The following is a 21,749-nucleotide window of genomic DNA, read 5'->3' on the forward strand; positions in this document are numbered from 1 at the left end:
TCTGCTCGGCCCACGGTGATCGACAGTGGCGAGGACAAGAAACGGGGCGGCGGGAACCCAACTCCCGTCCGCCCCGAACGTCTGCGCGGGCCCGTCGAGTTCGTCGGCCGAGCGGCGGAACTGGCGCAGCTACGCCGGCGCGTCGCCACCCCGCCCTGCCTGATCCTGCTGGAGGGTGAGCCCGGGATCGGCAAGAGTCGACTCGTCGCCGAACTGCTCGCCGACCTCCCCGGACGACACCTCGTCGGCGAGTGCGACGACGTGCCCGAGCCCTTCCCGCTCGGCGTGCTGCTGGACGCGATCCGGGGCTGCGCCGACCGACTCGGTCCGCTCAACCCGGTGGCCGGCGCCCTCGCGCCGCTGCTACCCGAACTGGCCGACGTGCTGCCGGACGCCCCGCCCCCGTTGACCGACCCGGCGGCCGAACGACATCGCCTGCTCCGCGCCGTCGCGGCGGTGCTCGCCGCGCTGAGTCCGGCCACGCTGTTGCTGGAGGATCTGCACTGGGCGGACCCGGCGACCTGCGAACTTCTCGCCTACCTGAGCACCCACCCGGTGGAGGGGCTGGCAGTGGTGCTGACCGCCCGTACGGCGACGCCGGGAAGCAGTACGCCGATCCACGACGCCCTGGCCCGGACTCCCCCGTGGAGCGTCACGCGCGTTGCGCTCGGCCCGCTGGACGCCGCCGACGTACGCCGGTTGGCGGCCCGCACCCTGCGCCTCGATGATCCGCCGCAGCAGCTGACCGCCACCCTGCTCGACCGCACGGCAGGCATCCCGTTCGTTGTCGAGGAGGTGCTGCGGACGCTCGCCGAGCGGGGCGGCGACCCGCTGGCCGACGACAGTGTCCCTTTCGTCCTGCGTGACGTGCTGCTCTGGCGGCTGCGTCCGCTCGACGAGGCCACCCGGGAGGTGCTCGGCGCTGTGGCCGTACTGGGGATGACGCCTGATCAGCGCATCCTCGCCTCGGTGCTCAGCCTCGATCGGGTGGCGATCGGCGCGGCGTTGACCGCCGCGCACCGGGCGGGCCTGCTGCACGACGCCGGAGACGGCCTGCGGTTCCGGCACGACCTGGCCCGACAGGTGGTGTACGACCTGGTGCCCCGGGAGAGCCGGGAGTGGCTGCACCTGCGGGTGGCGCGGGTGTTGGAACAGGAGCTGCCGAGGCCGGTGGCCCAACTGGCGCACCACTACCGTCGAGCCGGCAGCGGCGCCGACTTCGTCCGCAACGCCGAGGCGGCCGCCGACCTCGCCACCGAGCGCGGCGACGACGCGACAGCGGCCAGCTTCCTGCTCCAGACGATGGACATCGCCGAACTGCCCCGACCGGTACGGGTTCGGCTCGCCGCCAAGTTGGGCCGTTCCGCCATCGACGGACTCAGCCAGGCCGAGGCGATCCCGGTGCTGGAACGGCTGCTCGCCGACCGGCGGCTGCCGCCGGGTGCCCGAGGTGAGCTGGGTCTGGTGCTCGGGCGGATGCTGCGACAGCAGGGCGAGGCGCTGCGCGGGTACACCGAGATCGAGCGTGCCGTGCCGTACCTGCGCGCGCCGCGCCGCAAGGCCCCGGCGCTCGCGGTGCTGGCGGCCCCCGACACCGTCGTCGGCCGGCACGTCGACGACCACCTGGCCCGCTGCGCGGAGGCGGAGACCGCCGCCGCGGCCAGCGGGGATCCGGCGGCGCACCTCGCGGCCCGCATCGCCCGAGCCTCGCTGCTGCTGGAGCTGGGCGAACCGGCGGCGTGGACGATCATCTCCGAGCTGCGCGCGTCCGCCGACTTGGCCGACCGGCCCCGCGAGCACGCGCGAGCCTGCCTGAACTGGGCGCAGGGCGCGCTGCACGCCGGCCACCCGGAGCAGGCCGAAGCGTTGCTGGCGGCCGGTCGGGCGCTTGTCGACGAGACCGGGTACGAGCGGCTGGCGTCCCTGGTGCAGGCGACCGAACTGTCACTGGACCGGGCCGCCGGCCGGCTGGACGGGCTCGCCGAACGGCTCGGCCGGTTGGTGGCCAACGCCGAGCGGATGCCGGTCACCCTGCTGGACGCGCGGGCCGAACTGGCCACGGTGCTGGCGCTCATTGCGGGCACCGGACAGGGCGGCACCGCTGAGGGACGCAACGACCTCCGCAGCACCGCCGGACGCCGCGACGACGTGGAGGCCGCCGAACGGGCGCTACGGGATGTGGTGGCCGACGCTCGACGGGTCGGCGCGATCTGGCCACTGGTGCAGGCACTCTCGGCGCTTGCCCGGCTGCTGCTGGTCGACAGGCCGGACGAGGCGGTCCGGCACGCGGCCGAGGCGCTGTCGCTGGTACGCGGAAAGGGCGTCCTGGCATGGGCCGCCGAGGCCGTGCTGGTGTTGGCCGAAGCGGCAGCCGCGACTGGTGAACCGGCGCGGGCGGCGAGTGCGGTGGCCGAGTTGGAAGCCGGGATCGCCGGCCGTGAGGCTCCACTCGCCCTCGCCGCGCTACGTCGATGCCGGGAGTTCGTCCCGGCCTGAACCGGCGTGAGGCCGAGCCGAGCCCTGGCCGACTGGACCGGGCCGTCACCACCGGCGCGTTCGCGGTCGCCACCCGGGGCGACTGGGAGGGCCTGCCCGACCGGGCGGAGCTGGCGCTGCTGGACCACGAGCCGGGCGGTACGGTCCGCTGACCGGGCTGTGGGCGGTCACCGCTATCGGCAGGACCGCCCGCCGCCGCCCCCGCAGATCGTTTGGAGGAGCGAGATGGAGCTGACCGAGCCGACCGTCTGGAGCACCGACCGGTTGGAGTTGGGTGAAGGGCTGCGCTGGGTCGACGACCGCCTGATCCTCGTCGATCTGCTGGCCGGACGACTGCTGGAGACCGACGGCGACGCCCCCGCCGCGCTACGGGAGGTGCGCCGTCTCGACGTCCCGCTCGGCGCGGTAGCCCCGGTGGCCGGCCGGCCCGGTGACTGGCTGGCCGCCGCCGGAACCGGTCTCACAGTGCTGCCCGCCACCGGCGACCCCCGACCGGTCGCCGACCTGGTCGGTGACGCACCCGAACCCACCCGGATGAACGACGCGGTCGCCGACCCGCACGGCAACTTCTGGGCCGGCAGCATGACGTACGCGATGACGCCCGGCGGGGGCACGCTGTTCCGCCTCACCCCCGGCGCGGCACCGGTGCCCGCGGTCACCGGACTGACCATCCCGAACGGACCGGCGTTCGACGCCACCGGCACCACCATGTACCTCGCCGACACGCCGCGCGGCGAGATCGACCGGTTCACCGTCGACCCCGCGACCGGGGCCCTGAACGGGCGGGAGCCGTTCCTCCGGTTGCCATCCGCGGACGGCGGCCCGGACGGCATGACCGTCGACGCCGCCGGTCACCTCTGGATCGCCCTGTGGGGCGGTTCGGCGGTCCGCCGCTACCGGCCGGACGGGACCCTGGAGCAGGAGATCCGGCTGCCCGCGAAACAGCCGGCCGGGATCTGCCTGGGCGGCCCCGACCTGCGGCGACTCTTCATCGGCACCGCCCGGGTGGGGCTGGACACGCCCGGCCCGGAAGACGGAGCGCTACTCGCGGTGGACGTCCCCGTCCCCGGCCTGCCCGCAGCCAGGGCCGCCGCGCCGGTGGCCTGACCGAAACCCGGACCGGCCCGCCCTCCGGCTCCGCCGTCCCTTCCGGCTCCGCTGACCGGCGACGCATACCGGACGTCCGGGCGGGAATAGCAGCGGTGGAGCGGGACATCCGGCGGGTCGGAAGGGGCGGGCGATGAGCACCGTGGGGCGGACGTCATGAACGGGCCGGTCGGCGACGAGCCGATGGGCGAGCTGGATCTGTTGCACACCTTCACCGGGCCGATGCCGACCGGGGTGAGCGTCTCGCACTCCGGCCGGATCTTCGTCAACTTCCCGAAATGGGGCGACGAGGTGCCGGCCACGGTCGTCGAGCTGCGCGACGGTCAGGAGGTGCCCTACCCCGACCAGGCCTGGAACGACCCGTCCGGCGACGACGACGCGGGCGCGTTCGTTTCGGTGCAGAGCATCGTGGTGGACCCGGCCGACCGGCTCTGGGTGCTGGACACCGGCAGCCCGATGTTCCAGCCCACCAAGCCGGGCGGCCCCAAGCTGGTCCGGATCGACCTGGACACGGACACCGTCGCCCAAGTGATCACCTTCCCGGCGGACGTGGCGCTGCCGACGACGTACCTCAACGACGTCCGCTTCGACCTGCGGCGGGGCGAGGCGGGGGTCGCGTACATCACCGACTCGGCGGACTCCGGGCCGAACGGGATCATCGTTGTGGACCTGGCCACCGGGGCCTCCTGGCGGCGACTGCACGACCACCCGTCCACAAAGGCGGAACCGCTGACGTCGTTCCGGCCGGTGGTGGAGGGCCGACCGTTCCTCGAACGGCCGGCCGACGGCCCGCCGAAGCCGGTGAGCATGGGCTCCGACGGCATCGCCATCTCCGCCGACGGCGAACGGCTCTACTACTGCCCGCTGGCGTCCCGACGCCTGCACAGCGTGTCCACCGAGGCGCTGGCCGACCCGGGCGTCACCCAGGAGGCGGTCGCCGCCACAGTGGTCGACGAGGGCGACCGGGGCACCGCCTCGGACGGGTTGGAGAGCGACGACGCGGGGCGGCTCTACCTCACCTCGTACGAGCACAACGCAGTGCTGCGTCGACTGCCCGACGGCGAGTACGAGACGCTGGTACACGACCCGCGGCTGCTCTGGCCGGACACCATGTCGGTGGCCACCGACGGGTACCTCTACGTCACCGCCAACCAACTGCACCGGCAGCCGCAGTACCAGCGGGGCAAGGACCTGCGGCGCAAGCCGTACGCGCTGTTCCGCACGCGCATCGACGCCGGCCCGGTGCTGCTGCGCCGCTGATCGGGCCGGCGCGCTCGTCAGCTGACGGGCAGGGTGCGGTCCAGGACGTCGAACAGGGCGGCCCAGTGCCGCTCGGTGGCCTGCTCGTCGAACATCGGGGTGTCGGCCATGGTGAAGCCGTGGTGCGCCCCCGCGTACACCTCGGAGCGGTAGCGCACCCCGGCGGCGTCGAGCGCCTTCTCCAGCGTGGCGATCTGCTCGGGTGTCGCCGACTGGTCGGCGTCGGCGTGCCCGAAGTACACCTCGCCGATGATCGAGGCAACGCCCAGGTGGGGGCTGTCCGGCGCGTCGGTGACGAGGTGCCCGCCGTGGAAGCTGGCGATGGCCGCGATGCGGTCCGGGTGCGCCTCGATGGCCCGTAGCGCGTTCGTGCCGCCCAGGCAGTAGCCGGTGATGGCGACCGGGCCCGGCCGGACGTCGTCGCGGGCGGCCAGGAAGTCGGTGTACGCGGCGGTGTCCCGGCTGATCGCCTCGGGGGTCAGCGCCTGGGCCAGCGGCGCGATCTTCGCGAAGAGCGCGCCGCGCTGGTCGGGCTCAGCGAGGCGGGCCAGGTCGAACAGCGGTGCCCGGCCGCCCCGGTAGAACAAGTGGGGCGTCAGCACCAGGTAGCCCCGGGCGGCGATCCGCTCGGCCATCTCGACCAGGCGGGGGCGCGGCCCGAAGGCGTCCATGAAGAGCAGCACCGCCGGGAACGGGCCCTCGCCGTCCGGTCGGGTCAGACTCGCGTCCGCCACTCCGTCGCTGGTCGGGATGTCCACCGTCGTCGTCTGCACCGTGCCTCCTCGTACGCCGATCTTGGTCCGCCTGGAACGCTACTCCCCGTGTCGGCCCGGCCGGCAGCTTCCCCGAGCCAGGGACCGGTGATCCCTGGACAAGGCCACCCTGGGTGCCGGCCGGCGACCGATCCAGGCTTGTCCACGACCGATGAAGGACACCGTCGACCTGGGGGATGTCGTGCTCGACCTGACCGTTCCGGACCTGACTGGAAAACTCGCCGTCGTGACCGGCGGCAGCGACGGGCTGGGCCTCGGCCTGGCCACCCGGCTGGCGCAGGCCGGCGCCGAGGTGGTGCTGCCGGTCCGCAACCCTGCCAAAGGCGCCGCCGCGCTGGACGCCGTACGGGCCGCCGCACCGGGCGCCGTCGTGTCGACCCGGCAGCTGGACCTCGCTTCGCTGGACTCGGTGGCCGCGCTGGCCGACACGCTGCTGGGCGAGGGCCGGCCGATCCACCTCATGATCAATAACGCGGGCGTGATGACACCCCCCACCCGGCACGTCACAGCGGAGGGCTTCGAGCTGCAACTCGGCACCAACCACCTGAGCCACTTCGCGCTGACCGGACGGCTTCTGCCGCTGCTCCGCGCCGGGCGGGCGCGGGTCACCACCATGTCGAGCAGTGCCGCCCGCTCCGGCCGGCTGGACTGGGACGATCTGCAGAGCGACAGCAGGTACGCGTCGATCCGCGCCTACAACGCCTCCAAGCTCGCCACCCTGCTGTTCGGGCTGGAACTGGACCGGCGCAGTCGAGCCGGCGGCTGGGGAATCGTCAGCAACGTCGCCCACCCGGGGACCACGATGACGAACCTGTACGCGTCCGGTCCCAACCTGGGCCGCAACCGGCCCTCGCTGCACCACACGGTGATGAGTCGGCTGGCCCGTTGGGGCTTCCTGGTGCACTCGGTGGAGGCCGGGCTGCGCCCCGCCCTGTACGCGGCCACCAGCCCGCAGGCGCAGGGCGGCCGGTTCTACGGCCCGGACGGGCTGGGTCAGTTCACCGGAGCGCCGATCGAGTTGGCCGTCTACCGTTCCGCCCGGAGCATCGACGACGCCACCCGCCTCTGGGCCGTCTCGGAACGGTTGGTGGGCGTCGGGTTCTCCGGCAACTGACCGGAGAGCGCTCCGCGTGAACGCGTCGTCAAGATTTGGCGGTGGCCCGTCGAAACGGCGTATCGACTGGCGCACCGCCGTCGCCCGGTGGTGACGATGGGTCCATGAGTCCTTGGCGGATGACACGCTGGGAACGCGGAGGACCGCCACCCGGCACAGACGGCGACCCCGGTGAGACCGTGACCGGGGCGAGCGAGCCCGAGCGGCGGCACGAGGCGCTGGTCAGCGTCCGGCTCGGCCCATCCGCGCCCGGCAGTCACCTGGTGGAGTACCTGCGGCACGAGCCGTGCGCGGTCGCGGCGTGGTGGATCGCCGCCGACGTCGACGCCGTGGTCCGTCTGTCCGCCGGCAGCATCACAGTGCTGCACCGCGCCGTGGCCGACCTGCGCCTGCGCGCCGGGATGGAGGTGGTCGAGGCCAACTACATCCTGCGCGCGCTCGACCTGATCACGCCGACCGATCCGCGTACCGCGACCGACGCCCCGGCCTGGGTGGTGTCCGCCGCATGAGCCGCCCAACCCAGCCCCACCGGATCGTGGTCGGAGTCGACAGGTCGTTCGCCGGAATGCAGGCGTTGCGGCGCGCGATGCAGTTGGCCCGCCGCGACGGAGCGCAACTGGACGCCGTCCGCGCCTGGGTCTTCGCGCCGACGTGGCGGCCCGGCACGCTGACCTGGCGATGGCAGGACGAGTGCGACCGGGCGGCCCTGGTCTACCTGCACGGCGTGTTCGACGCGGCGCTCGGTGGCCTGCCCCGGGACGTGACAACGCGGCTGGTGGCGACCCAGGGGTACGCCGGGCAGGTGCTCGTCGACCACGCGGATCGGGAGTCCGACCTGCTCGTCGTCGGCAGCCCGGTTCGCGGCCGGTTCGGTAGGTCGCGCGGGAACGTCACCCGGTACTGCGTGACGCGCGCGTCCGTGCCGGTCGTCGCGGTTCCCGCGCCGTCCTGGGCACGGGCCGCGACGATCCGCCGCTTCGCCCACGACCTCGAACGATTCAGCCGGTGACCGCCGCAACCGCGGCACAACCAACAACCGCCGCACAACCAACGACCGCCGCAACCGCGGCACAACCAACAACAGCCGCAACCGCGGCACAGCCAGCAACCGCAGCAACCGCCGCAACCGCGGCACGAACGGGAAGGACCAACCCGACAATGGACGAGGCCCCGATAGTCTTCGCCGTTCCGGTGCGCGATCTGCCGGGACGGCTGGTGCGGACGGTGCGGACCGGCCGCTCCCCACAGGGGCAACGGGTGGGCATCGCCTTCACCAGACCCGAGCTGCTGGTCGCCGCGATGGGCGCGGAGCAGCCCTGGGAGGAGCTGTGCGAGTCGGCACTGCGGGGCATGCTGCGCCCGCTCGGGATCGAGGTGATCCAGGTCGACCCGCTGCTGGTGGCACCGCCGCTCGACCCGAGGACCGCCGCCCGCCCGGAGACCGCCGTCCGCCCGGAGACCGCCGCCGTTTCGAGCGGTCAGGCCCGGACGAAGCGCACCGCGTCGGCGATCACGTGGCCGTCGGTGTCCTCGGTGCGGATCAACACGCTCCCCTCCGTGCCCGCCGTGAACGGGTAGGTGCCCAGCGGTACCCACTGACCCCCGGACTGCCGCTGGTCGACGGTCCGGGTGACCAACCCCCCGGAGTACGCGATGTCCACCGGCACGTTGCTCGCCCGGTTGGGGTCAGCGGTCCAGCGCAACTGCACCGTCCACGACCCGGAGACCGGTAGCGTCGGGCGGAACCGCAGCCGGTTGACGCCCTTCGCGGTGTTGCCGTCGTGCTCGTAGTCCCCGCCGTAGTAACCACCGATGCTGGTGCTGCGCAGCCACGTTCCGGCCCGGGTGATCCCGCTGGTCGACGCGTTGTCCAGGATCACCTCGCTGGTGGAGCCCCACTCCAGCACCGCGCCGTCCTGGCGCAGCCGGGTCTGGAGGGCTGGCACGGAGACGGCCTGCACGGCGAGGTTCCCGGTGAGGGCCAGGGACGCCGCGGTGGCCGCGGCCTGCCCGAGGATCATGAACACGGGTTCCATCCGGATCGAGCCGTAGGCGATGTGACTCGCCGAGAGGCACACCGGCACGAGCAGGTTGGCGCACTGCGCCTCGTGCGGCACGATCGCGCGGTAGCTCACCGGGTACGGCGCCGGCACACCGATCTGCACATCGCCCTCGTTGCGCACCTTGCCGTCGACGACCACCCGCTGACAGTTGTGCGAGTCCATCGTGTAGCTGGCCAGGCCCACCGAGTCGGTGGCGCGTACCCGGCCCCGACAGTCGGCCTCGGTCATCACGTACGCGGAGATCATCCGGCGGGCCTCGCGGATGTAGAGCAGCGGCGGCCAGCCGCCGCTGCCGGTGAACTCGTCGACCGGCAGCCCCCACCGGGCGGTCGAGTCGCGAACCGACGCCGGCAGTCGGCTGTCATTGGCCAGGAACCACATCAACCCCTGCTGGTACGTGCGGTGCTCGGCGATGATGCTCTCGCGCGTCGCCCAGCTCGCCGTCGGGTACGCGTAGTTGAAGCCGATATTGTCGGTCGACACGGCACCGTTGTTGTTGGAGTCGGTCTTCCCGCCACCGACCGAGTGGGTGGTGAAGTACGGTCCCGCGAAGCCGGCCTGGATGTGCCGCAGCAGCAGCTCGTACCGGATCGGGTCGTAGCCGGACGGCTTGCCGAACGGGATCCGGTTGGCCGCCTGGGTCAGGCACATCCGGAAGCAGTACGCCTGGATCCTGTCGTCGCCGCTGCCCTGCGGGGCGAGCGGGGTGGCGGAGATGCCCGGCAGCAGTCCACTGGCGGGCGAGCCGGCCGTCACGTACGGGTCGACGGGGTAGGCGAACTGGTGGGTGTTGCGCGACTGCACCCCGTTGATCGTCTCGCCGTAGGTGTCGTTTGACTCCCGCCCGACGGTGAACCCGACGCCGGCCATGGCCAGCAGGTCGCCCTCGTAGGTGGCGTCGACGAACACCCCGCCCCGGTAGATCGACCCGTCCTCGGTGCGCAGCTCGGTGATCCGGTTCGCGGTTCGGCCCAGGCCGGCCAGCCGGGCGTCGACGACCACCGGCACGCCCGCCTCGGCCAGCATCTCGGCGAAGACGGCGGTGGCGACGTGCGGTTCGAAGGTCATCCGCAGCGGCGACGTCGACGTGAGGGTTCCGCCGTGGTACTTCACGTACACCCGGCGGTAGAACTCGGCGGCGAGCCCGCCGATGGACGCCTGGACGCCGGTGTCGGTGGCGCCCAGCCCGGCGGTGCTCAACCCGCCGACGTGACCGGTTGGCTCCACCACCACTGCGGTGCGGCCCAGCCGGCGCATGGTGATCGCGGCGGCCAGCCCGCCGGAGGTGGCGCCGTAGACGACAAGGTCGGCGGTGGTGACGGCGGCTCGGGCGGAGACGGCCCGGAACGGGTCGGTGAGACCGGCCAGGACGAGGCCGGCACCGCCGGCGACCAGCAGCCGACGACGGGACAGGGGCAGAGGCACGGACACGGCGGGCTCCCGAGGGGTAACCGGTGGAGGGACGGTTACAGAAGCACGCCGCTGCCGCTGCGAGCGAAATTCTTCAATCTCTGCCGGCGGGTGTCAACGGTTCACGGCCGGTAGCGGTAACCCATTCCCGGCTCGGTGATGAGGTGGCGGGGGCGGGCCGGGTCGTCCTCCAGCTTGCGCCGCAGCTGGGCCAGGTACTGCCGCAGGTAGTTGGTCTCGTTCTGGTATTCCGGCCCCCACACGTCCTGGAGGAGCTGACGTTGGCTGACCAGCTTGCCGGGGTGACGCAGCAGCTTCTCCAGCACGCTCCACTGGGTGGGGGTCAGCTTGACCTCGGTGCCGTCGTCGCGCCGCACGCTGTGGTCGGCCAGGTCGACGGTGTGCTGGCCGATCCGCAGGGCCGGCACCGCCTCGCTGGGCCCGCCGAGACGGCGGGTCACCGCGCGGATGCGGGCCAGCAGCTCCTCCACCCCGAACGGCTTGGTGACGTAGTCGTCCGCGCCCGCGTCCAGCGCGGCGACCTTGTCCTCACTGCCGGCCCGACCGGAGAGCACGATGATCGGCACTGTGGTCCACCCGCGCAGGCCCCGGATCACCTCCACCCCGTCGATGTCGGGCAGGCCGAGGTCCAGCACCACCAGGTCGGGCGGGTGGCTGGCGGCGGCCTTCAACGCGGCGGCCCCGGTGCCGGCCACGTCCACGTCGTACCGGCGGGCGCGCAGGTTGATGTGCAGGGCACGCAGGATCTGCGGTTCGTCGTCGACGACCAGGATGCGCGTCATTCCTGCGGCCCCTCCGAGCTGGTCGGCGCGGCAGGCAGCCGCAGCACCATGGTGAGCCCACCACCGGGCGTGGTCTCCGGGGTGATGCTGCCACCCATCGCCTCGGCCAAACCCCGGGACAGGGCAAGACCGAGACCGACACCCGTCTGGTTGTCCCGGTCGCCGAGACGTTGGAACGGCAGGAAGACGTGCTCCCACTGGTCCTCCGGGATGCCCGGCCCCCGGTCGATCACCCGCAGCTCGACCTGGCCGGCGTGGGCGCTCGCGGTGATCGTGGGCGGCTGACCGGGCGGGCTGTACCGCAGCGCGTTGGCGACGATGTTGACAAGCACCCGTTCCAGCAGGCCCGGGTCGGCGGTGGCGGCCGGCAGGTCGGCCGGAATGTCAGTGCCGACCGTCGCCGCCACCGGGCCAAGTTCGTCAAGCGCCAGGGGTACGGCGTCCTCCAGGCCGATCGCGGTCGCCGAGATGCCCAGCACGCCCGCCTGGAGCCGGCTCATGTCCAGCAGGTTGCCGACCAGCCGGGCGAGCCGGTCCAGCGACTCCTCGGCGGTCTCCAGCAACTCCTCGCGGTCGGACTCGTCGAACTCGATGTCGTGGCTGCGCAGGCTGGTCACGGCCGCCTTCGCGGACGCCAGTGGCGTACGCAGATCGTGGCTGACCGCCGCGAGCAGCGCGGTGCGCATCCGGTCGGCAGCGGCGAGGGGCCGGGCGGTGGCGGCCTCCTCGGCGAGCCGTTCCTGGCGCAGCGCGACGGCGGCCTGGGCGGCGAACGCCTCGACGATGCGCCGGTCGGCCGCCTCCAACCGCCGGCCGCTGAGCACGACAGTGATCCGCTCGTCGACCGGCACCGCGGTCTCGCCGGCGTCGGGTGTGCACGCCGGCTGCTCGCCGACGCTCGCCACCACGCACCAGGCGTGCTCCTCGCGGGCCCGCTCCGGTCGCCCGCTGGCCTCCTCAGCCAACTCCAGCACGCTCACCGCGCGCAGCCCGAAGGTCTCCCGGAGCTGATCGAGCAGGGCGGGCAGCGGACGTTCGCCGCGCAGCACACCACCGGCCACGGCGGCGAGGGTCTGCGCGTCGGCGGCGGCCCGCGCGGCCTCCCGGGTACGCCGGGCGGCCACGTCGACGATCCAGCTCACGGCCAGGGCCACCCCGACGAAGACGGCCAGGGCGAGCAGGTTGTCCGCCTCGGCGATGGTGAGCGTGCGGAAGGGCGGGGTGAAGAACCAGTTGAGCAGCAGCGAGCCGCCGAGCGCGGCGACCAGGGCCGGCCACACCCCGCCGACCAGCGCGACCCCGACCACCCCGGCGAGGAACAGCAGGATGTCGTTCGTCAACGTCAGGTCGGGCAGGGTCTTCAGCAGCACTGTGAGCAGCGGCATGCCCAGCACCGCCAGGCCGAAGCCGAGCAGCCGGCGGCGTCGGGACAGCGCCGCCGGTACGGCCGCCGCCCTCCGGCCCTTGCCGGCCTGTTTGTGGGTGACCAGGTGCACGTCGATCGAGCCGGAGAGCGCCGTGGTGGTCACCCCGACGCCCCTTGCGAAGACCTGCGCGAGGCGACCCCGCCGGCTGGCCCCCAGCACCAACTGGGTGGCGTTCACGCCCTGGGCGAAGTCCAGCAGCGCGGCCGGCACGTCGGTGCCGAGCACCTGGTGGTACGTGCCGCCCAGGCTCTCCACCAGCACCCGTTGCCGGGCCAGCTGGGCCGGGTCGGCGCCGGCCAGGCCGTCGCTGCGGGCCACGTGCACGGCGAGCAGGTCGGCGCCCTTGCTGCGGGCCGCTACCCGGGCGGCGCGGCGGATCAGCGTCTCGCCCTCCGGGCCGCCGGTCAGCGCGACCACCACCCGTTCCCGGGCCTCCCAGGTGGCAGCAATGCCCTGCTGGCTGCGGTAGCGGTCGAGCTGCTCGTCGACCTTGTCGGCCAGCCAGAGCAGCGCCAGCTCGCGCAGCGCGGTGAGGTTGCCGACCCGGAAGTAGTTGCCCAACGCGGCGTCGATCTTGTCGGGTCGGTAGATGTTGCCGTGCGCCATCCGCCGACGCAGCGCCTCCGGGGTCATGTCGACAAGCTCGACCTGCTCGGCGGCGCGGACGATCTCGTCCGGCACGGTCTCCCGCTGGGTGGTGCCGGTGATCTGCGCGACGACGTCGTTGAGCGACTCCAGGTGCTGCACGTTGACAGTGGAGAGCACGTCGATCCCCGCGTCGAGCAGCTCCTGGACGTCCTGCCAGCGCTTGTCGTGCCGGGAACCGGGCACGTTGCTGTGTGCCAGCTCGTCGACGACCGCGATCTGTGGCCGGCGGGCCAGCACCGCGTCCAGGTCCATCTCGGTGAACGCCGCGCCGCGGTAGTCCATGGTCCGGCGGGGCACCTGCTCCAGGTCGCCGAGCATCGCGGCGGTGTGTTGACGGCCGTGGGTCTCCACGAAACCGATCACCACGTCGGTGCCGCGCGCGGCCCGCCGCTGGGCCTCCTCCAACATGGCGTACGTCTTACCGACGCCGGGGGCGGCCCCCAGATAGATGCGCAGTTCTCCGCGTGGCACGGGGACCATCCTCCCTGGTCAGATCGGCGGGCGGGGCCGCGCCCGGTGGGCACGACCCCGCCCGCGAGGGTGCTCAGCGTGCGGCGAACTGCTTGTCGAGCGCGAGGTTGAGCTCCAGCACGTTCACGCCGGGCTCACCCATGAAGCCGAGCGCCCGCCCGTCGGTGTGCTCCTTGACCAGCTTGCGGACCGCCGCCGGGTCCGCGCCGCGCTCCCGCGCGACCCGGTTCACCTGCAACTCGGCGTACGCCGGGCTGATCTGCGGGTCGAGACCGCTGGCGCTGGCGGTGACCGCGTCGGCCGGCACCGCCGGCTCGACGGGCGCGTCGCCCCGGATCGGGGTGATCACCCCGCCGGCGGCCACGTAGTCCTCGCCAGGCTGGGCCGGCTCCACCGTCACGCCCTGGTACTCGCTGACGAACGGCGTGGCCGGGGCTGCCTGGTTGACGCTGACCACCCGGGTGACCGGGCCGGTCAGACCGTCGGCGCGGAACACCGCGAGCACGGCGCCCACCCCATCGTCGGTGCAGTACGGGCGCCGGCCGTCGACGCCGTTGAGCTCGCCGACCGACTTGCTGCGCCCACACACCTGGGTGAGCAGGCTCTCGCTGGATTCCTCCGGGTCGGTGGCGATGGTGTCGACAACGCTCTCCGGGCCCAGGTTGCTGGCCGACGTGGAGGTCGGGTCGTAGCCGTCGCCGGCGGCGGAGGGGCGGGACTGGAAGTACCGGGCGATCGGGTTGCCGTCCGCGTCGGTGAAGGACTGGCCGATCAGCGCGCTGCCGACAACCGTCCCGCCCGAGGAGATCAGCGAACCGTCGGTCTTGTGGTTGAGGCCGGGTAGCTGACCGAGCGCTACCAGGGCCAGCGGGTAGACCAGGCCGAGCAGCACCGTGAAGACGAGTACGGCGCGCAGCGCGGCGAGGTGTTGGGCGATCCAGGTGGGTAGGCGCATCACGAAATCCCCGGGATGAACTGGATGAGCAGGTCGATGATTTTGATCCCGATGAACGGCACGATGATGCCGCCCAGCCCGTAGACCAGCAGGTTGCGGCTGAGCAGCTTCGACGCGGCGGCCGGCCGGTATCGCACGCCGCGCAGGGCGAGCGGGATCAGCGCGATGATCACCAGGGCGTTGAAGATGACAGCGGACAGGATCGCCGACTCCGGGCTGGCCAGCCGCATGATGTTCAGCGCGTCCAGGCTCGGGTAGAGGCCGGCGAACATGGCCGGGATGATCGCGAAGTACTTCGCGATGTCGTTCGAGATGCTGAACGTGGTCAGCGCGCCACGCGTGATCAGCAACTGCTTGCCGATCTCCACGATCTCGATCAGCTTGGTCGGGTCGGAGTCGAGGTCGACCATGTTGCCGGCCTCCTTGGCGGCCGACGTGCCCGTGTTCATGGCCACCCCGACGTCGGCCTGGGCGAGCGCCGGCGCGTCGTTGGTGCCGTCACCGGTCATCGCGACCAGCCGACCGCCCTCCTGCTCCCGCTTGATCAGCGCGAGCTTGTCCTCCGGCGTCGCCTCGGCCAGGAAGTCGTCCACCCCGGCCTCGTCGGCGATCGCCTTCGCGGTACGCGGGTTGTCGCCGGTGATCATCACGGTGCGGATGCCCATCCGGCGCATCTCGTCGAACCGTTCGCGCATGCCGGACTTGACGACGTCCTTGAGGTGGATGACGCCCAGGGCGCGGGCGGGCGCACCGTCGACGTGCTCGGCGACGACCAGCGGGGTTCCGCCGGTGCCGCTGATCGCGTCCACGATCTCGCCGACCTGCTCGGTCGGGTGACCGCCGTTCTCCCGTACCCACTTCATCACCGCTGCGGCGGCGCCCTTGCGGACCCGGCGGGCCGTGCCCACCGCGCCAGCGTCCACGCTGGCGTCCGGGGTGAGGTCGACGCCGCTCATCCGGGTCTGCGCGGTGAACGGCACGAAGGTGGCGTGCGGCATCACGCCGGGCTCGCGCTCGCGCAGCCCGAACTCGTTCTTCGCCAGGACGACCACCGAGCGCCCCTCCGGGGTCTCGTCGGCCAGGCTGGACATCTGCGCGGCGTCGGCCAACGTCGCGGCGTCGACCCCCTCGACCGGGACGAACTCGGCGGCCTGCCGGTTGCCCAGCGTGATGGTGCCGGTCTTGTCCAGCAGCAGGGTGTTGACGTCACCGGCCGCCTCGACGGCCCGGCCGCTCATGGCCAGGACGTTGCGCTGGACGAGGCGGTCCATGCCGGCGATGCCGATGGCGGAGAGCAGCGCCCCGATGGTGGTGGGGATCAGGCAGACCAGCAGCGAGACCAGCACGACCCCGGTGACACCGGAACCGGTGATCGCCCCGCTGTCCGGCGCGGCCGCCTGGTACGCCTTGGAGAAGATGGCCAGCGGCTGGAGGGTGACGACGGCCAGCAGGAAGATGACAGTGAGCGCGGCGAGCAGGATGTTCAGCGCGATCTCGTTCGGCGTCTTCTGCCGGTTGGCCCCCTCGACCAGGGCGATCATCCGGTCGATGAAGCTCTCCCCGGGCTTCTGGGTAATCTTCACGATGATCTGGTCGGAGAGCACCTTGGTGCCACCGGTGACCGCGCTGCGGTCGCCGCCGGACTCCCGGATGACCGGGGCCGACTCACCGGTGATGGCCGACTCGTCGACGCTGGCGATGCCCTCGACGATGTCACCGTCACCGGGGATGATGCCGCCCGCCTCGACGAGCACCACGTCGCCCTGACGCAGGTCCGGCGCCGGCACCGCCTCGTCGCGGTAGGTGTTGGCCCGCGCGCCCGGCTTCCAGTCGATCAGCCGGGTGGCGATGGTGTCCTTCTTCGCCTGCCGCAGGGTCGCGGCCTGGGCCTTGCCCCGACCCTCGGCGACCGCCTCGGCCAGGTTGGCGAAGACCACCGTCAGCCAGAGCCAGATGGTGATCGCCCAGGCGAACACCGACGGGTCGGCCACCGCCAGGACGGTGGTGAAGGCCGCACCGACCTCCACGATCAACATCACCGGGTTGCGCCACATCGTGGCGGGGTTCAGCTTGCGTACCGCGTCCGGCAGGGACCGGATCAACTGCTTGGGGTCGAGCAGCCCTCCACCGATCCGGTTGCCCTGGGTGGCGGGCGTACCGGGGAGTTGCTCTGTTGGGGCGGACGTGACGGACATGTCCTCGTTCCTCATGATGGTCAGAGCCCCTCTGCCAGCGGACCGAGCGCGAGCGCGGGCAGGAAGGTCAGCGCGACGAGGACCACTGTGACGCCGACGACCATGCCGATGAACAGCGGTCGGTGGGTCGGCAGGGTGCCCTCGGACGCGGGGGTGGGTGCCTGGCGGGCCAGCGAGCCGGCCAACGCGAGCACGAAGATCAGCGGCAGGAACCTGCCCAGCAGCATGCACAACCCGAGCGCGGTGTCCCACCAGGTGGTGTTGACCGTGATGCCGCCGAACGCCGAGCCGTTGTTGTTGCTGGCCGAGGTGAACGCGTACAGCACCTCGGAGAGGCCGTGCGGGCCGACGTTGAGCGCCGTGGAGTTGTTGCCGGTGCCGAACGCCGCCGCCGTACCGACGAGCACCAGGATCGGCGTGATCAGGAAGTAGAGCGAGGCGAACTTGATCTCGCGGGACCCGATCTTCTTGCCCAGGTACTCGGGAGTGCGACCCACCATCAGCCCGGCCACGAAGACCGTGATCACCGCGAGGATGAGCAGGCCGTACAGCCCCGAACCGGTGCCGCCCGGCGCGACCTCGCCGAGCATCATGTTGACCATCGTCATCATGCCGCCGAGCGAGGTGAACGAGTCGTGGAACGAGTTCACCGCACCGGTCGAGGTGAGCGTGGTGGCGGCGGCGAAGGTGGCCGAGTTCGACACGTCGAACCGGACCTCCTTGCCCTCCATCGCCGCGCCGACCGCCTGCGGCACAGTGCCGTGGCCGGCCAGCTCGAAGATGTTGGTGATGGCGACGCTGAGGAACGCGAGGATGCCCATCACCGCGGCGATGGCGTAGCCCTGCCGGTTCTGCCCGACCATCCGGCCGAAGACCCGGGGCAGGCTGAACGGGATCAGGAAGATCAGAAAGATCTCCAGCCAGTTCGTCCAGGTGGTCGGGTTCTCGAACGGGTGCGCGCTGTTGACGTTGTAGAAGCCGCCACCGTTGGTGCCCAGCTCCTTGATCACTTCCTGGCTGGCGACCGGACCACCGGTGATGGTCTGGGTGCCGCCGGTCAGCGTGCTCACGTCGGTGCCGGCGGACAGATTCTGCACCGCCCCGCCGATCATCAACGCGATGGCGCCGAGCACCGCGATCGGCAGCAGGATCCGCAGCGTGATCCGGGTCAGGTCGACCCAGAAGTTGCCGAGCTGCCCGGTGCGGCTGCGGGCGAAGCCGCGTACCAACGCGACAGCCACCGCGATGCCGACCGCCGCCGACACGAAGTTCTGCACGGCCAGACCAGCCATCTGCACCAGGTGGCCCATCGTCGACTCACCCGAGTACGACTGCCAGTTCGTGTTCGTCACGAACGACACGGCCGTGTTCCACGCGCCGTGCGGCACCACCGGGTCGAACCCGAGCGACAGCCACAGGTGGTTCTGCACCCGCTGGAACAGGTACAGGAACAGGATCGAGACCGCGGAGAACGCCAGCACGCTGCGGGCGTACACGCCCCAGGTCTGCTCGGCTGCCGGGTTGACCCCGACCAGTCGGAAGACGCCCCGCTCGACACGGGACTGCTTCGTCCCGGAGACCGCCCGGAACATGTAGTCGCCGAACGGCTTGTATACGGCGACCAGGGCCGCCACCAGCGTCAACACGAAGATGACGCCCGCTGTTGTCATGGTCATCAGAAGCGCTCCGGAAACAGCAGGGCGAACACCAGGAACGCCCCCAGGACGACCGCGAGCACCAGACCGACGGCGTTTACCGCGTTCACAGCTTCTCCACCGCCCGGACAACCAGGGCGAGCACTGCGAACAGCACCACCGTCAGGACCACGAACACCACGTCAGACACGCTGACTCCTCAGCCAGAAAGGTTCGTCGCGACCGCCTTCCGGTCGCGCCGGGCAATCAAAGCCCCACCACCCGCCGAACGGCAGGGGTCATAACGCGACCATGACGGGGGCGAACCTTTTCTTGACGTGGTTTTCACGCCCGCCCACTGAACAGGAGAAATGCGGCACAGACCCTCGGTGGTCCGGGGGGTCGAGACCAGTTGTCCACCCCTTTGCTCTGCACCCGCGGAGGCACCAGCTACGGACCGTGTTTGCTCTGCACCCGCGGAGGCACCAGCTACGGACCGTGAGTGTCGCCTCCGCGGGTGCAGAGCAAAGGACGCACGAGACCGTGCGCGACCCCGATGGGGTGACGCACGGCGCGGCGCAGGGGCGGAGGGGCGGAGGGGCGAGGCCTGCGGTCAGGCCGGGCGGCGTGCCACCAGCACATCGCGCATGATCGACTGGTCCACCCGGTGCCGCAGCGCGCGGTAGGGCTCGTCGTCGACCACTGTCAGGCCGGCGTCGGCCAACGCCGCCGCCGCGTCGTCCCGACTGGCGACGTGGGTGTTCCAGGAGATGCCGAGCGCACCGCCGGGCCGCAACAACCGGGCCCAGACCGGCGCGGCGTCCGCGAGCAACGCCAGCGGGTCGCGGGTCAACCCCTGCCCGGCGGTACGGCTGCCGTGCTGCACGCCGTACGGCGCGTCGGCGACGACCAGGTCCACGGTCTCCGGGCGGAAGAACTCCGCTGAGCGGGTGGTGTCGGCGTTGACCACGTCCAGCAGTTGCGTCTGGCCGGCCTTGTGCTCCTCACGGGTCGGCGCCAACTCGATCCGTACCCGCCGGCCGACCACCTTGCGCTCCCGCCGCACCGGCCCCGACTCCAGCACCCGGTGCTTGACGCGCTTCTGCTTCAGCCAGGTGGTGACAAACGCCCGGTACGCCTCGACGTCCTTCTGGTCGCGCTCGATCCCGGCGGCGTCGAAGCCGTACATCAGCGCCTGGTTGAGGGTGGTGCCCCGACCACAGAGCGGGTCGAGCACCCGGAACCGGCGGCTGGTCATTTCGGCGGCCCAGTCCGAGGCGAGCAGTGTGACGTTGAGCAGCAACTTGGTGAACTGCTCGTTGGTCTTGCCCGGGTACTTCTGAATGGTGAGCAGATCGTCGTCGTAGCGGTCCAGACGGCTCCACTCGATCGGCCGCAACAGCTCACCGACGATCTCGAACAACGCGTACCCGGCGGAGAGGTTGCCCAGGACGGCCAGGTCACGCTCGGTCAGCCCGTCGCCGGTGAACGTGATGTAGGACGCCCCTCCGACGACCTCGGTGTCCAGCTCGCCGATCCGGCCGTCCAGCGCCGAGCGGCCGAAGATCTCCAGCTCGGCCCGGGTGAGGTCGACTGCGGCGCGGGCGTACACCCGGTTGGTGGCGGGCAGGATCAGCAGGCCGTAACGCGTCATGATCCGGCGAGTATTCCACAACGGGTCACGGTCGCCGGGAACCGGAGCGGCTGCCGGAGCGACTACCGATACATGGGGTGTGAGCAGTGGCGGGAGGTCCTGTCCGCGCAGTTGGATGGGGAGGAGACCGCCGCCGAACTGGCGGCGGTGCAGGGGCACCTCGACGGGTGTGCCGATTGCCGGGCCTGGTTCACGGCGGCGGTCGCGGTGACCCGTCGGGTCCGTACCCGATTGGTGGTTGAGGTGCCCGACCGGACGGCGGCGATCCTTGCCGCCGTCAGCGCGGCCCCGGCCCGCCGGTCACGGTGGCGGCGTGGCCCGCTGGTCGCCGGCCTGCGGAAGGTGCCCGGACGGGGTCAGTTCGCCGCCGGCCTGCGCGCGGCGTTCGGACGAGGCCCGCTCGTCGCCGGCCTGCGGTCGGCGCTCGGGCTGCTCGGCGCGGTGCAACTGGTGCTCGGCCTGGCCCAGGTCGGCCGGGGCGCGACCGCCGACCACCTGCACCCCACCGGCCAGCACCTGTGGCACGAGTCGGCAGCGTGGAACGTGGCAGTGGGCGCCGGCTTCCTGTTCGTGGCGTTGCGCCGCAGCCCGCCCGCCGGGCTGCTGCCGATGCTCAGCGCGTTCGTCGGCACGTTGCTGCTGCTGTCGGTAAACGACCTGGCCACCGGATCGGTGGGCGGGGAACGGCTGATCAGCCACGGCTTCCTGGTGGTCGGCTACCTGATCACCGTGGCGCTGTCCCGGCCCGGTCTGCGCCCCGGTGGCCCGGCACCACAACGGCAGCCGACGCCGTCCCGCTGGCGCTTCGGGGCCGACGAGGTCGACCGGCCGCTGCGGGTGGTACGCCCCGAGTCCTATCCGGCGCAGGCGGCCGACCGGTTCGCCGCACCGGCGGCGCAGTTCGGTGCAGTCGCCCCGGCTGCGCGGGTTGATCAGGCTGCTTCGGGCGGTCAGGCCGCCTCGGCTGCGCGGGCGGGGCACGCCGCTGGGGCATCACGGACGAGTCGGGCCGGCCGTCGCGCGGCCTGAGCGGGTCCTGCTGCTCTCAGCCCGGTGGGCGGGGCGAACCGTCGTCGGCGAGGGCCTGCGGGATGACCTGCTCAACGATGGTCAGCAGGGTGGCGGTGAGCAGCAGGTGCACCTGGGCGCGGGTCAGCGCGCCGCGCTGAAGCCACTCGCGGGCGGTCGAGGTGGCCAGCCCGCCGTACGCGCGGACCATCCCGCGCAACTCCTCCCGGTGCTCCGCCTCGCCGGCCAGCCCGACGGCGACCAGCATCCGGTCCGCGGCGACCTCCTCGGCCTCGGCGAGCACCCGCTCCACGTCGGCGTCGCCGCCCATCCCCCGGGCGGTGACCGCCGCCAGCCACGAGGTGCTGTGCCGGGACACCACGTCGAGGAACCAGGTGACGCTGGCGTCGACCCGGGTCCGGAGATCACCCTTGGGCAGCCGCTCCAGGGCAACCTCGGGGATGGTCACCATGACCCGGACGACCTCCAGGTAGAGGTCCTTCTTCGCACCGAAGTAATGGTTGACCAGGCCACGAGCGACACCTGCCTCGCGGGCCACGTCGGTGGTCGACACGTCCGCGTACGGGCGCTCGCCGAACAGCCGGACCGCGCAGGCCAGGATCTGCCCCCGCCGGGTGTCCGGCTCCAAACGGCGGCGGCGCGGAGCCGTCTCGACACTCATCTGCCCGACCCTATCGACAGCCCACCGGTCGGCCGCCGTTCCTCACCTT

The 21,749-nt window shown here is 72.0% G+C and carries 19 protein-coding genes; 9 read left to right on the forward strand and 10 right to left on the reverse strand.

Going from position 1 to position 21,749, the window contains the following annotated elements; all coding sequences use genetic code 11:
* Positions 1 to 15: 15 nt before the first annotated feature.
* From ACFYPG_RS08590 to ACFYPG_RS08605, 4 genes are all read left to right on the forward strand, one after another.
* Positions 16 to 2,496 carry an ATP-binding protein gene (locus ACFYPG_RS08590; protein WP_387351171.1) on the forward strand — a complete coding sequence of 827 codons (2,481 nt, stop codon included), beginning with the start codon at positions 16 to 18 and terminating at the stop codon, positions 2,494 to 2,496.
* A complete protein-coding gene (locus ACFYPG_RS08595; RefSeq protein WP_355005039.1) occupies positions 2,472 to 2,648 on the forward strand; it encodes a hypothetical protein in 177 nt (58 codons plus the stop codon). The genes ACFYPG_RS08590 and ACFYPG_RS08595 overlap by 25 nt, the downstream gene beginning before the upstream one ends.
* Before the next feature lie 73 nt (positions 2,649 to 2,721).
* Entirely contained in the window at positions 2,722 to 3,603 is an 882-nt protein-coding gene (locus tag ACFYPG_RS08600; protein WP_387351173.1) for an SMP-30/gluconolactonase/LRE family protein, read from the forward strand.
* Between the two features lie 156 nt (positions 3,604 to 3,759).
* Positions 3,760 to 4,863, forward strand: a complete 1,104-nt coding sequence (locus ACFYPG_RS08605) for an L-dopachrome tautomerase-related protein (protein ID WP_387351175.1) — start codon at positions 3,760 to 3,762, stop codon at positions 4,861 to 4,863.
* Positions 4,864 to 4,880: 17 nt separating this feature from the next.
* On the opposite strand, the gene ACFYPG_RS08610 is transcribed toward ACFYPG_RS08605, so the two are convergent.
* Positions 4,881 to 5,636: a dienelactone hydrolase family protein gene (locus tag ACFYPG_RS08610; protein WP_387351177.1), complete on the reverse strand. Its 756-nt coding sequence runs from the start codon at positions 5,634 to 5,636 to the stop codon at positions 4,881 to 4,883.
* Between the two features lie 151 nt (positions 5,637 to 5,787).
* Here ACFYPG_RS08610 and ACFYPG_RS08615 point away from each other — a divergent pair, with 151 nt between their 5' ends.
* From ACFYPG_RS08615 to ACFYPG_RS08630, 4 genes are all read left to right on the forward strand, one after another.
* Complete coding sequence (locus ACFYPG_RS08615) at positions 5,788 to 6,750, forward strand: SDR family oxidoreductase (RefSeq protein ID WP_387351179.1); 963 nt, start codon at positions 5,788 to 5,790, stop codon at positions 6,748 to 6,750.
* A gap of 179 nt (positions 6,751 to 6,929) precedes the next feature.
* Positions 6,930 to 7,259: a hypothetical protein gene (locus ACFYPG_RS08620; protein ID WP_387351181.1), complete on the forward strand. Its 330-nt coding sequence runs from the start codon at positions 6,930 to 6,932 to the stop codon at positions 7,257 to 7,259.
* Positions 7,256 to 7,759 (forward strand): universal stress protein, encoded by a 504-nt coding sequence (locus tag ACFYPG_RS08625; RefSeq protein WP_387351183.1) that lies wholly within the window; start codon positions 7,256 to 7,258, stop codon positions 7,757 to 7,759. The genes ACFYPG_RS08620 and ACFYPG_RS08625 overlap by 4 nt, the downstream gene beginning before the upstream one ends.
* A gap of 149 nt (positions 7,760 to 7,908) precedes the next feature.
* A complete protein-coding gene (locus tag ACFYPG_RS08630; RefSeq protein WP_387351185.1) occupies positions 7,909 to 8,328 on the forward strand; it encodes an SAV_915 family protein in 420 nt (139 codons plus the stop codon).
* On the opposite strand, the gene ACFYPG_RS08635 is transcribed toward ACFYPG_RS08630, so the two are convergent.
* The 8 genes from ACFYPG_RS08635 to ACFYPG_RS08670 form a co-directional block, all read right to left on the reverse strand.
* Positions 8,229 to 10,244 carry an FAD-dependent oxidoreductase gene (locus ACFYPG_RS08635; protein ID WP_387351187.1) on the reverse strand — a complete coding sequence of 672 codons (2,016 nt, stop codon included), beginning with the start codon at positions 10,242 to 10,244 and terminating at the stop codon, positions 8,229 to 8,231. The two genes, ACFYPG_RS08630 and ACFYPG_RS08635, sit on opposite strands and share 100 nt — an antisense overlap.
* 101 nt (positions 10,245 to 10,345) lie before the next feature.
* Positions 10,346 to 11,026, reverse strand: coding sequence for a response regulator (locus ACFYPG_RS08640; RefSeq protein WP_355005030.1), 681 nt, complete (start codon positions 11,024 to 11,026; stop codon positions 10,346 to 10,348).
* Positions 11,023 to 13,572, reverse strand: coding sequence for a DUF4118 domain-containing protein (locus ACFYPG_RS08645; RefSeq protein ID WP_355005029.1), 2,550 nt, complete (start codon positions 13,570 to 13,572; stop codon positions 11,023 to 11,025). The genes ACFYPG_RS08640 and ACFYPG_RS08645 overlap by 4 nt, the downstream gene beginning before the upstream one ends.
* A 73-nt stretch (positions 13,573 to 13,645) precedes the next feature.
* Entirely contained in the window at positions 13,646 to 14,527 is an 882-nt protein-coding gene (locus tag ACFYPG_RS08650) for a potassium-transporting ATPase subunit C (protein WP_387351190.1), read from the reverse strand.
* Entirely contained in the window at positions 14,527 to 16,722 is a 2,196-nt protein-coding gene (gene kdpB / locus ACFYPG_RS08655) for a potassium-transporting ATPase subunit KdpB (RefSeq protein ID WP_355005027.1), read from the reverse strand. The genes ACFYPG_RS08650 and kdpB overlap by 1 nt, the downstream gene beginning before the upstream one ends.
* A gap of 20 nt (positions 16,723 to 16,742) precedes the next feature.
* Entirely contained in the window at positions 16,743 to 18,398 is a 1,656-nt protein-coding gene (gene kdpA / locus ACFYPG_RS08660) for a potassium-transporting ATPase subunit KdpA (protein ID WP_357567066.1), read from the reverse strand.
* Positions 18,398 to 18,487: a K(+)-transporting ATPase subunit F gene (gene kdpF, locus ACFYPG_RS08665; protein ID WP_036410889.1), complete on the reverse strand. Its 90-nt coding sequence runs from the start codon at positions 18,485 to 18,487 to the stop codon at positions 18,398 to 18,400. Before kdpF ends, kdpA begins: the two co-directional genes overlap by 1 nt.
* Before the next feature lie 482 nt (positions 18,488 to 18,969).
* Positions 18,970 to 20,010 carry a TRM11 family SAM-dependent methyltransferase gene (locus ACFYPG_RS08670; protein ID WP_387351193.1) on the reverse strand — a complete coding sequence of 347 codons (1,041 nt, stop codon included), beginning with the start codon at positions 20,008 to 20,010 and terminating at the stop codon, positions 18,970 to 18,972.
* Positions 20,011 to 20,082: 72 nt separating this feature from the next.
* On the opposite strand from ACFYPG_RS08670, the gene ACFYPG_RS08675 reads away from it, so the two are divergent.
* A complete protein-coding gene (locus ACFYPG_RS08675; RefSeq protein ID WP_355005025.1) occupies positions 20,083 to 21,039 on the forward strand; it encodes a zf-HC2 domain-containing protein in 957 nt (318 codons plus the stop codon).
* A gap of 16 nt (positions 21,040 to 21,055) precedes the next feature.
* Here ACFYPG_RS08675 and ACFYPG_RS08680 read toward each other — a convergent pair whose 3' ends face one another.
* Positions 21,056 to 21,700 carry a TetR/AcrR family transcriptional regulator gene (locus ACFYPG_RS08680; RefSeq protein WP_355005024.1) on the reverse strand — a complete coding sequence of 215 codons (645 nt, stop codon included), beginning with the start codon at positions 21,698 to 21,700 and terminating at the stop codon, positions 21,056 to 21,058.
* Between the last annotated feature and the right edge of the window lie 49 nt (positions 21,701 to 21,749).

Source organism: Micromonospora sp. NPDC005553 (assembly GCF_042871765.1).
Lineage (GTDB): Bacteria > Actinomycetota > Actinomycetes > Mycobacteriales > Micromonosporaceae > Micromonospora.

What these genes read in the sequence shown, in the direction of transcription:
- ACFYPG_RS08605 (WP_387351175.1), top strand. Translation starts at nt 3,760, where the DNA reads ATGAACGGGCCGGTCGGCGACGAGCCGATGGGCGAGCTGGATCTGTTG.
- ACFYPG_RS08630 (WP_387351185.1), top strand. Translation starts at nt 7,909, where the DNA reads ATGGACGAGGCCCCGATAGTCTTCGCCGTTCCGGTGCGCGATCTGCCG.
- ACFYPG_RS08600 (WP_387351173.1), top strand. Translation starts at nt 2,722, where the DNA reads ATGGAGCTGACCGAGCCGACCGTCTGGAGCACCGACCGGTTGGAGTTG.
- kdpB (WP_355005027.1), bottom strand. Translation starts at nt 16,722, where the DNA reads ATGTCCGTCACGTCCGCCCCAACAGAGCAACTCCCCGGTACGCCCGCC.
- kdpA (WP_357567066.1), bottom strand. Translation starts at nt 18,398, where the DNA reads ATGACCATGACAACAGCGGGCGTCATCTTCGTGTTGACGCTGGTGGCG.
- ACFYPG_RS08595 (WP_355005039.1), top strand. Translation starts at nt 2,472, where the DNA reads ATGCCGGGAGTTCGTCCCGGCCTGAACCGGCGTGAGGCCGAGCCGAGC.
- ACFYPG_RS08640 (WP_355005030.1), bottom strand. Translation starts at nt 11,026, where the DNA reads ATGACGCGCATCCTGGTCGTCGACGACGAACCGCAGATCCTGCGTGCC.
- ACFYPG_RS08650 (WP_387351190.1), bottom strand. Translation starts at nt 14,527, where the DNA reads ATGCGCCTACCCACCTGGATCGCCCAACACCTCGCCGCGCTGCGCGCC.
- ACFYPG_RS08615 (WP_387351179.1), top strand. Translation starts at nt 5,788, where the DNA reads ATGAAGGACACCGTCGACCTGGGGGATGTCGTGCTCGACCTGACCGTT.
- ACFYPG_RS08680 (WP_355005024.1), bottom strand. Translation starts at nt 21,700, where the DNA reads ATGAGTGTCGAGACGGCTCCGCGCCGCCGCCGTTTGGAGCCGGACACC.
- ACFYPG_RS08625 (WP_387351183.1), top strand. Translation starts at nt 7,256, where the DNA reads ATGAGCCGCCCAACCCAGCCCCACCGGATCGTGGTCGGAGTCGACAGG.
- ACFYPG_RS08670 (WP_387351193.1), bottom strand. Translation starts at nt 20,010, where the DNA reads ATGACGCGTTACGGCCTGCTGATCCTGCCCGCCACCAACCGGGTGTAC.
- ACFYPG_RS08675 (WP_355005025.1), top strand. Translation starts at nt 20,083, where the DNA reads ATGGGGTGTGAGCAGTGGCGGGAGGTCCTGTCCGCGCAGTTGGATGGG.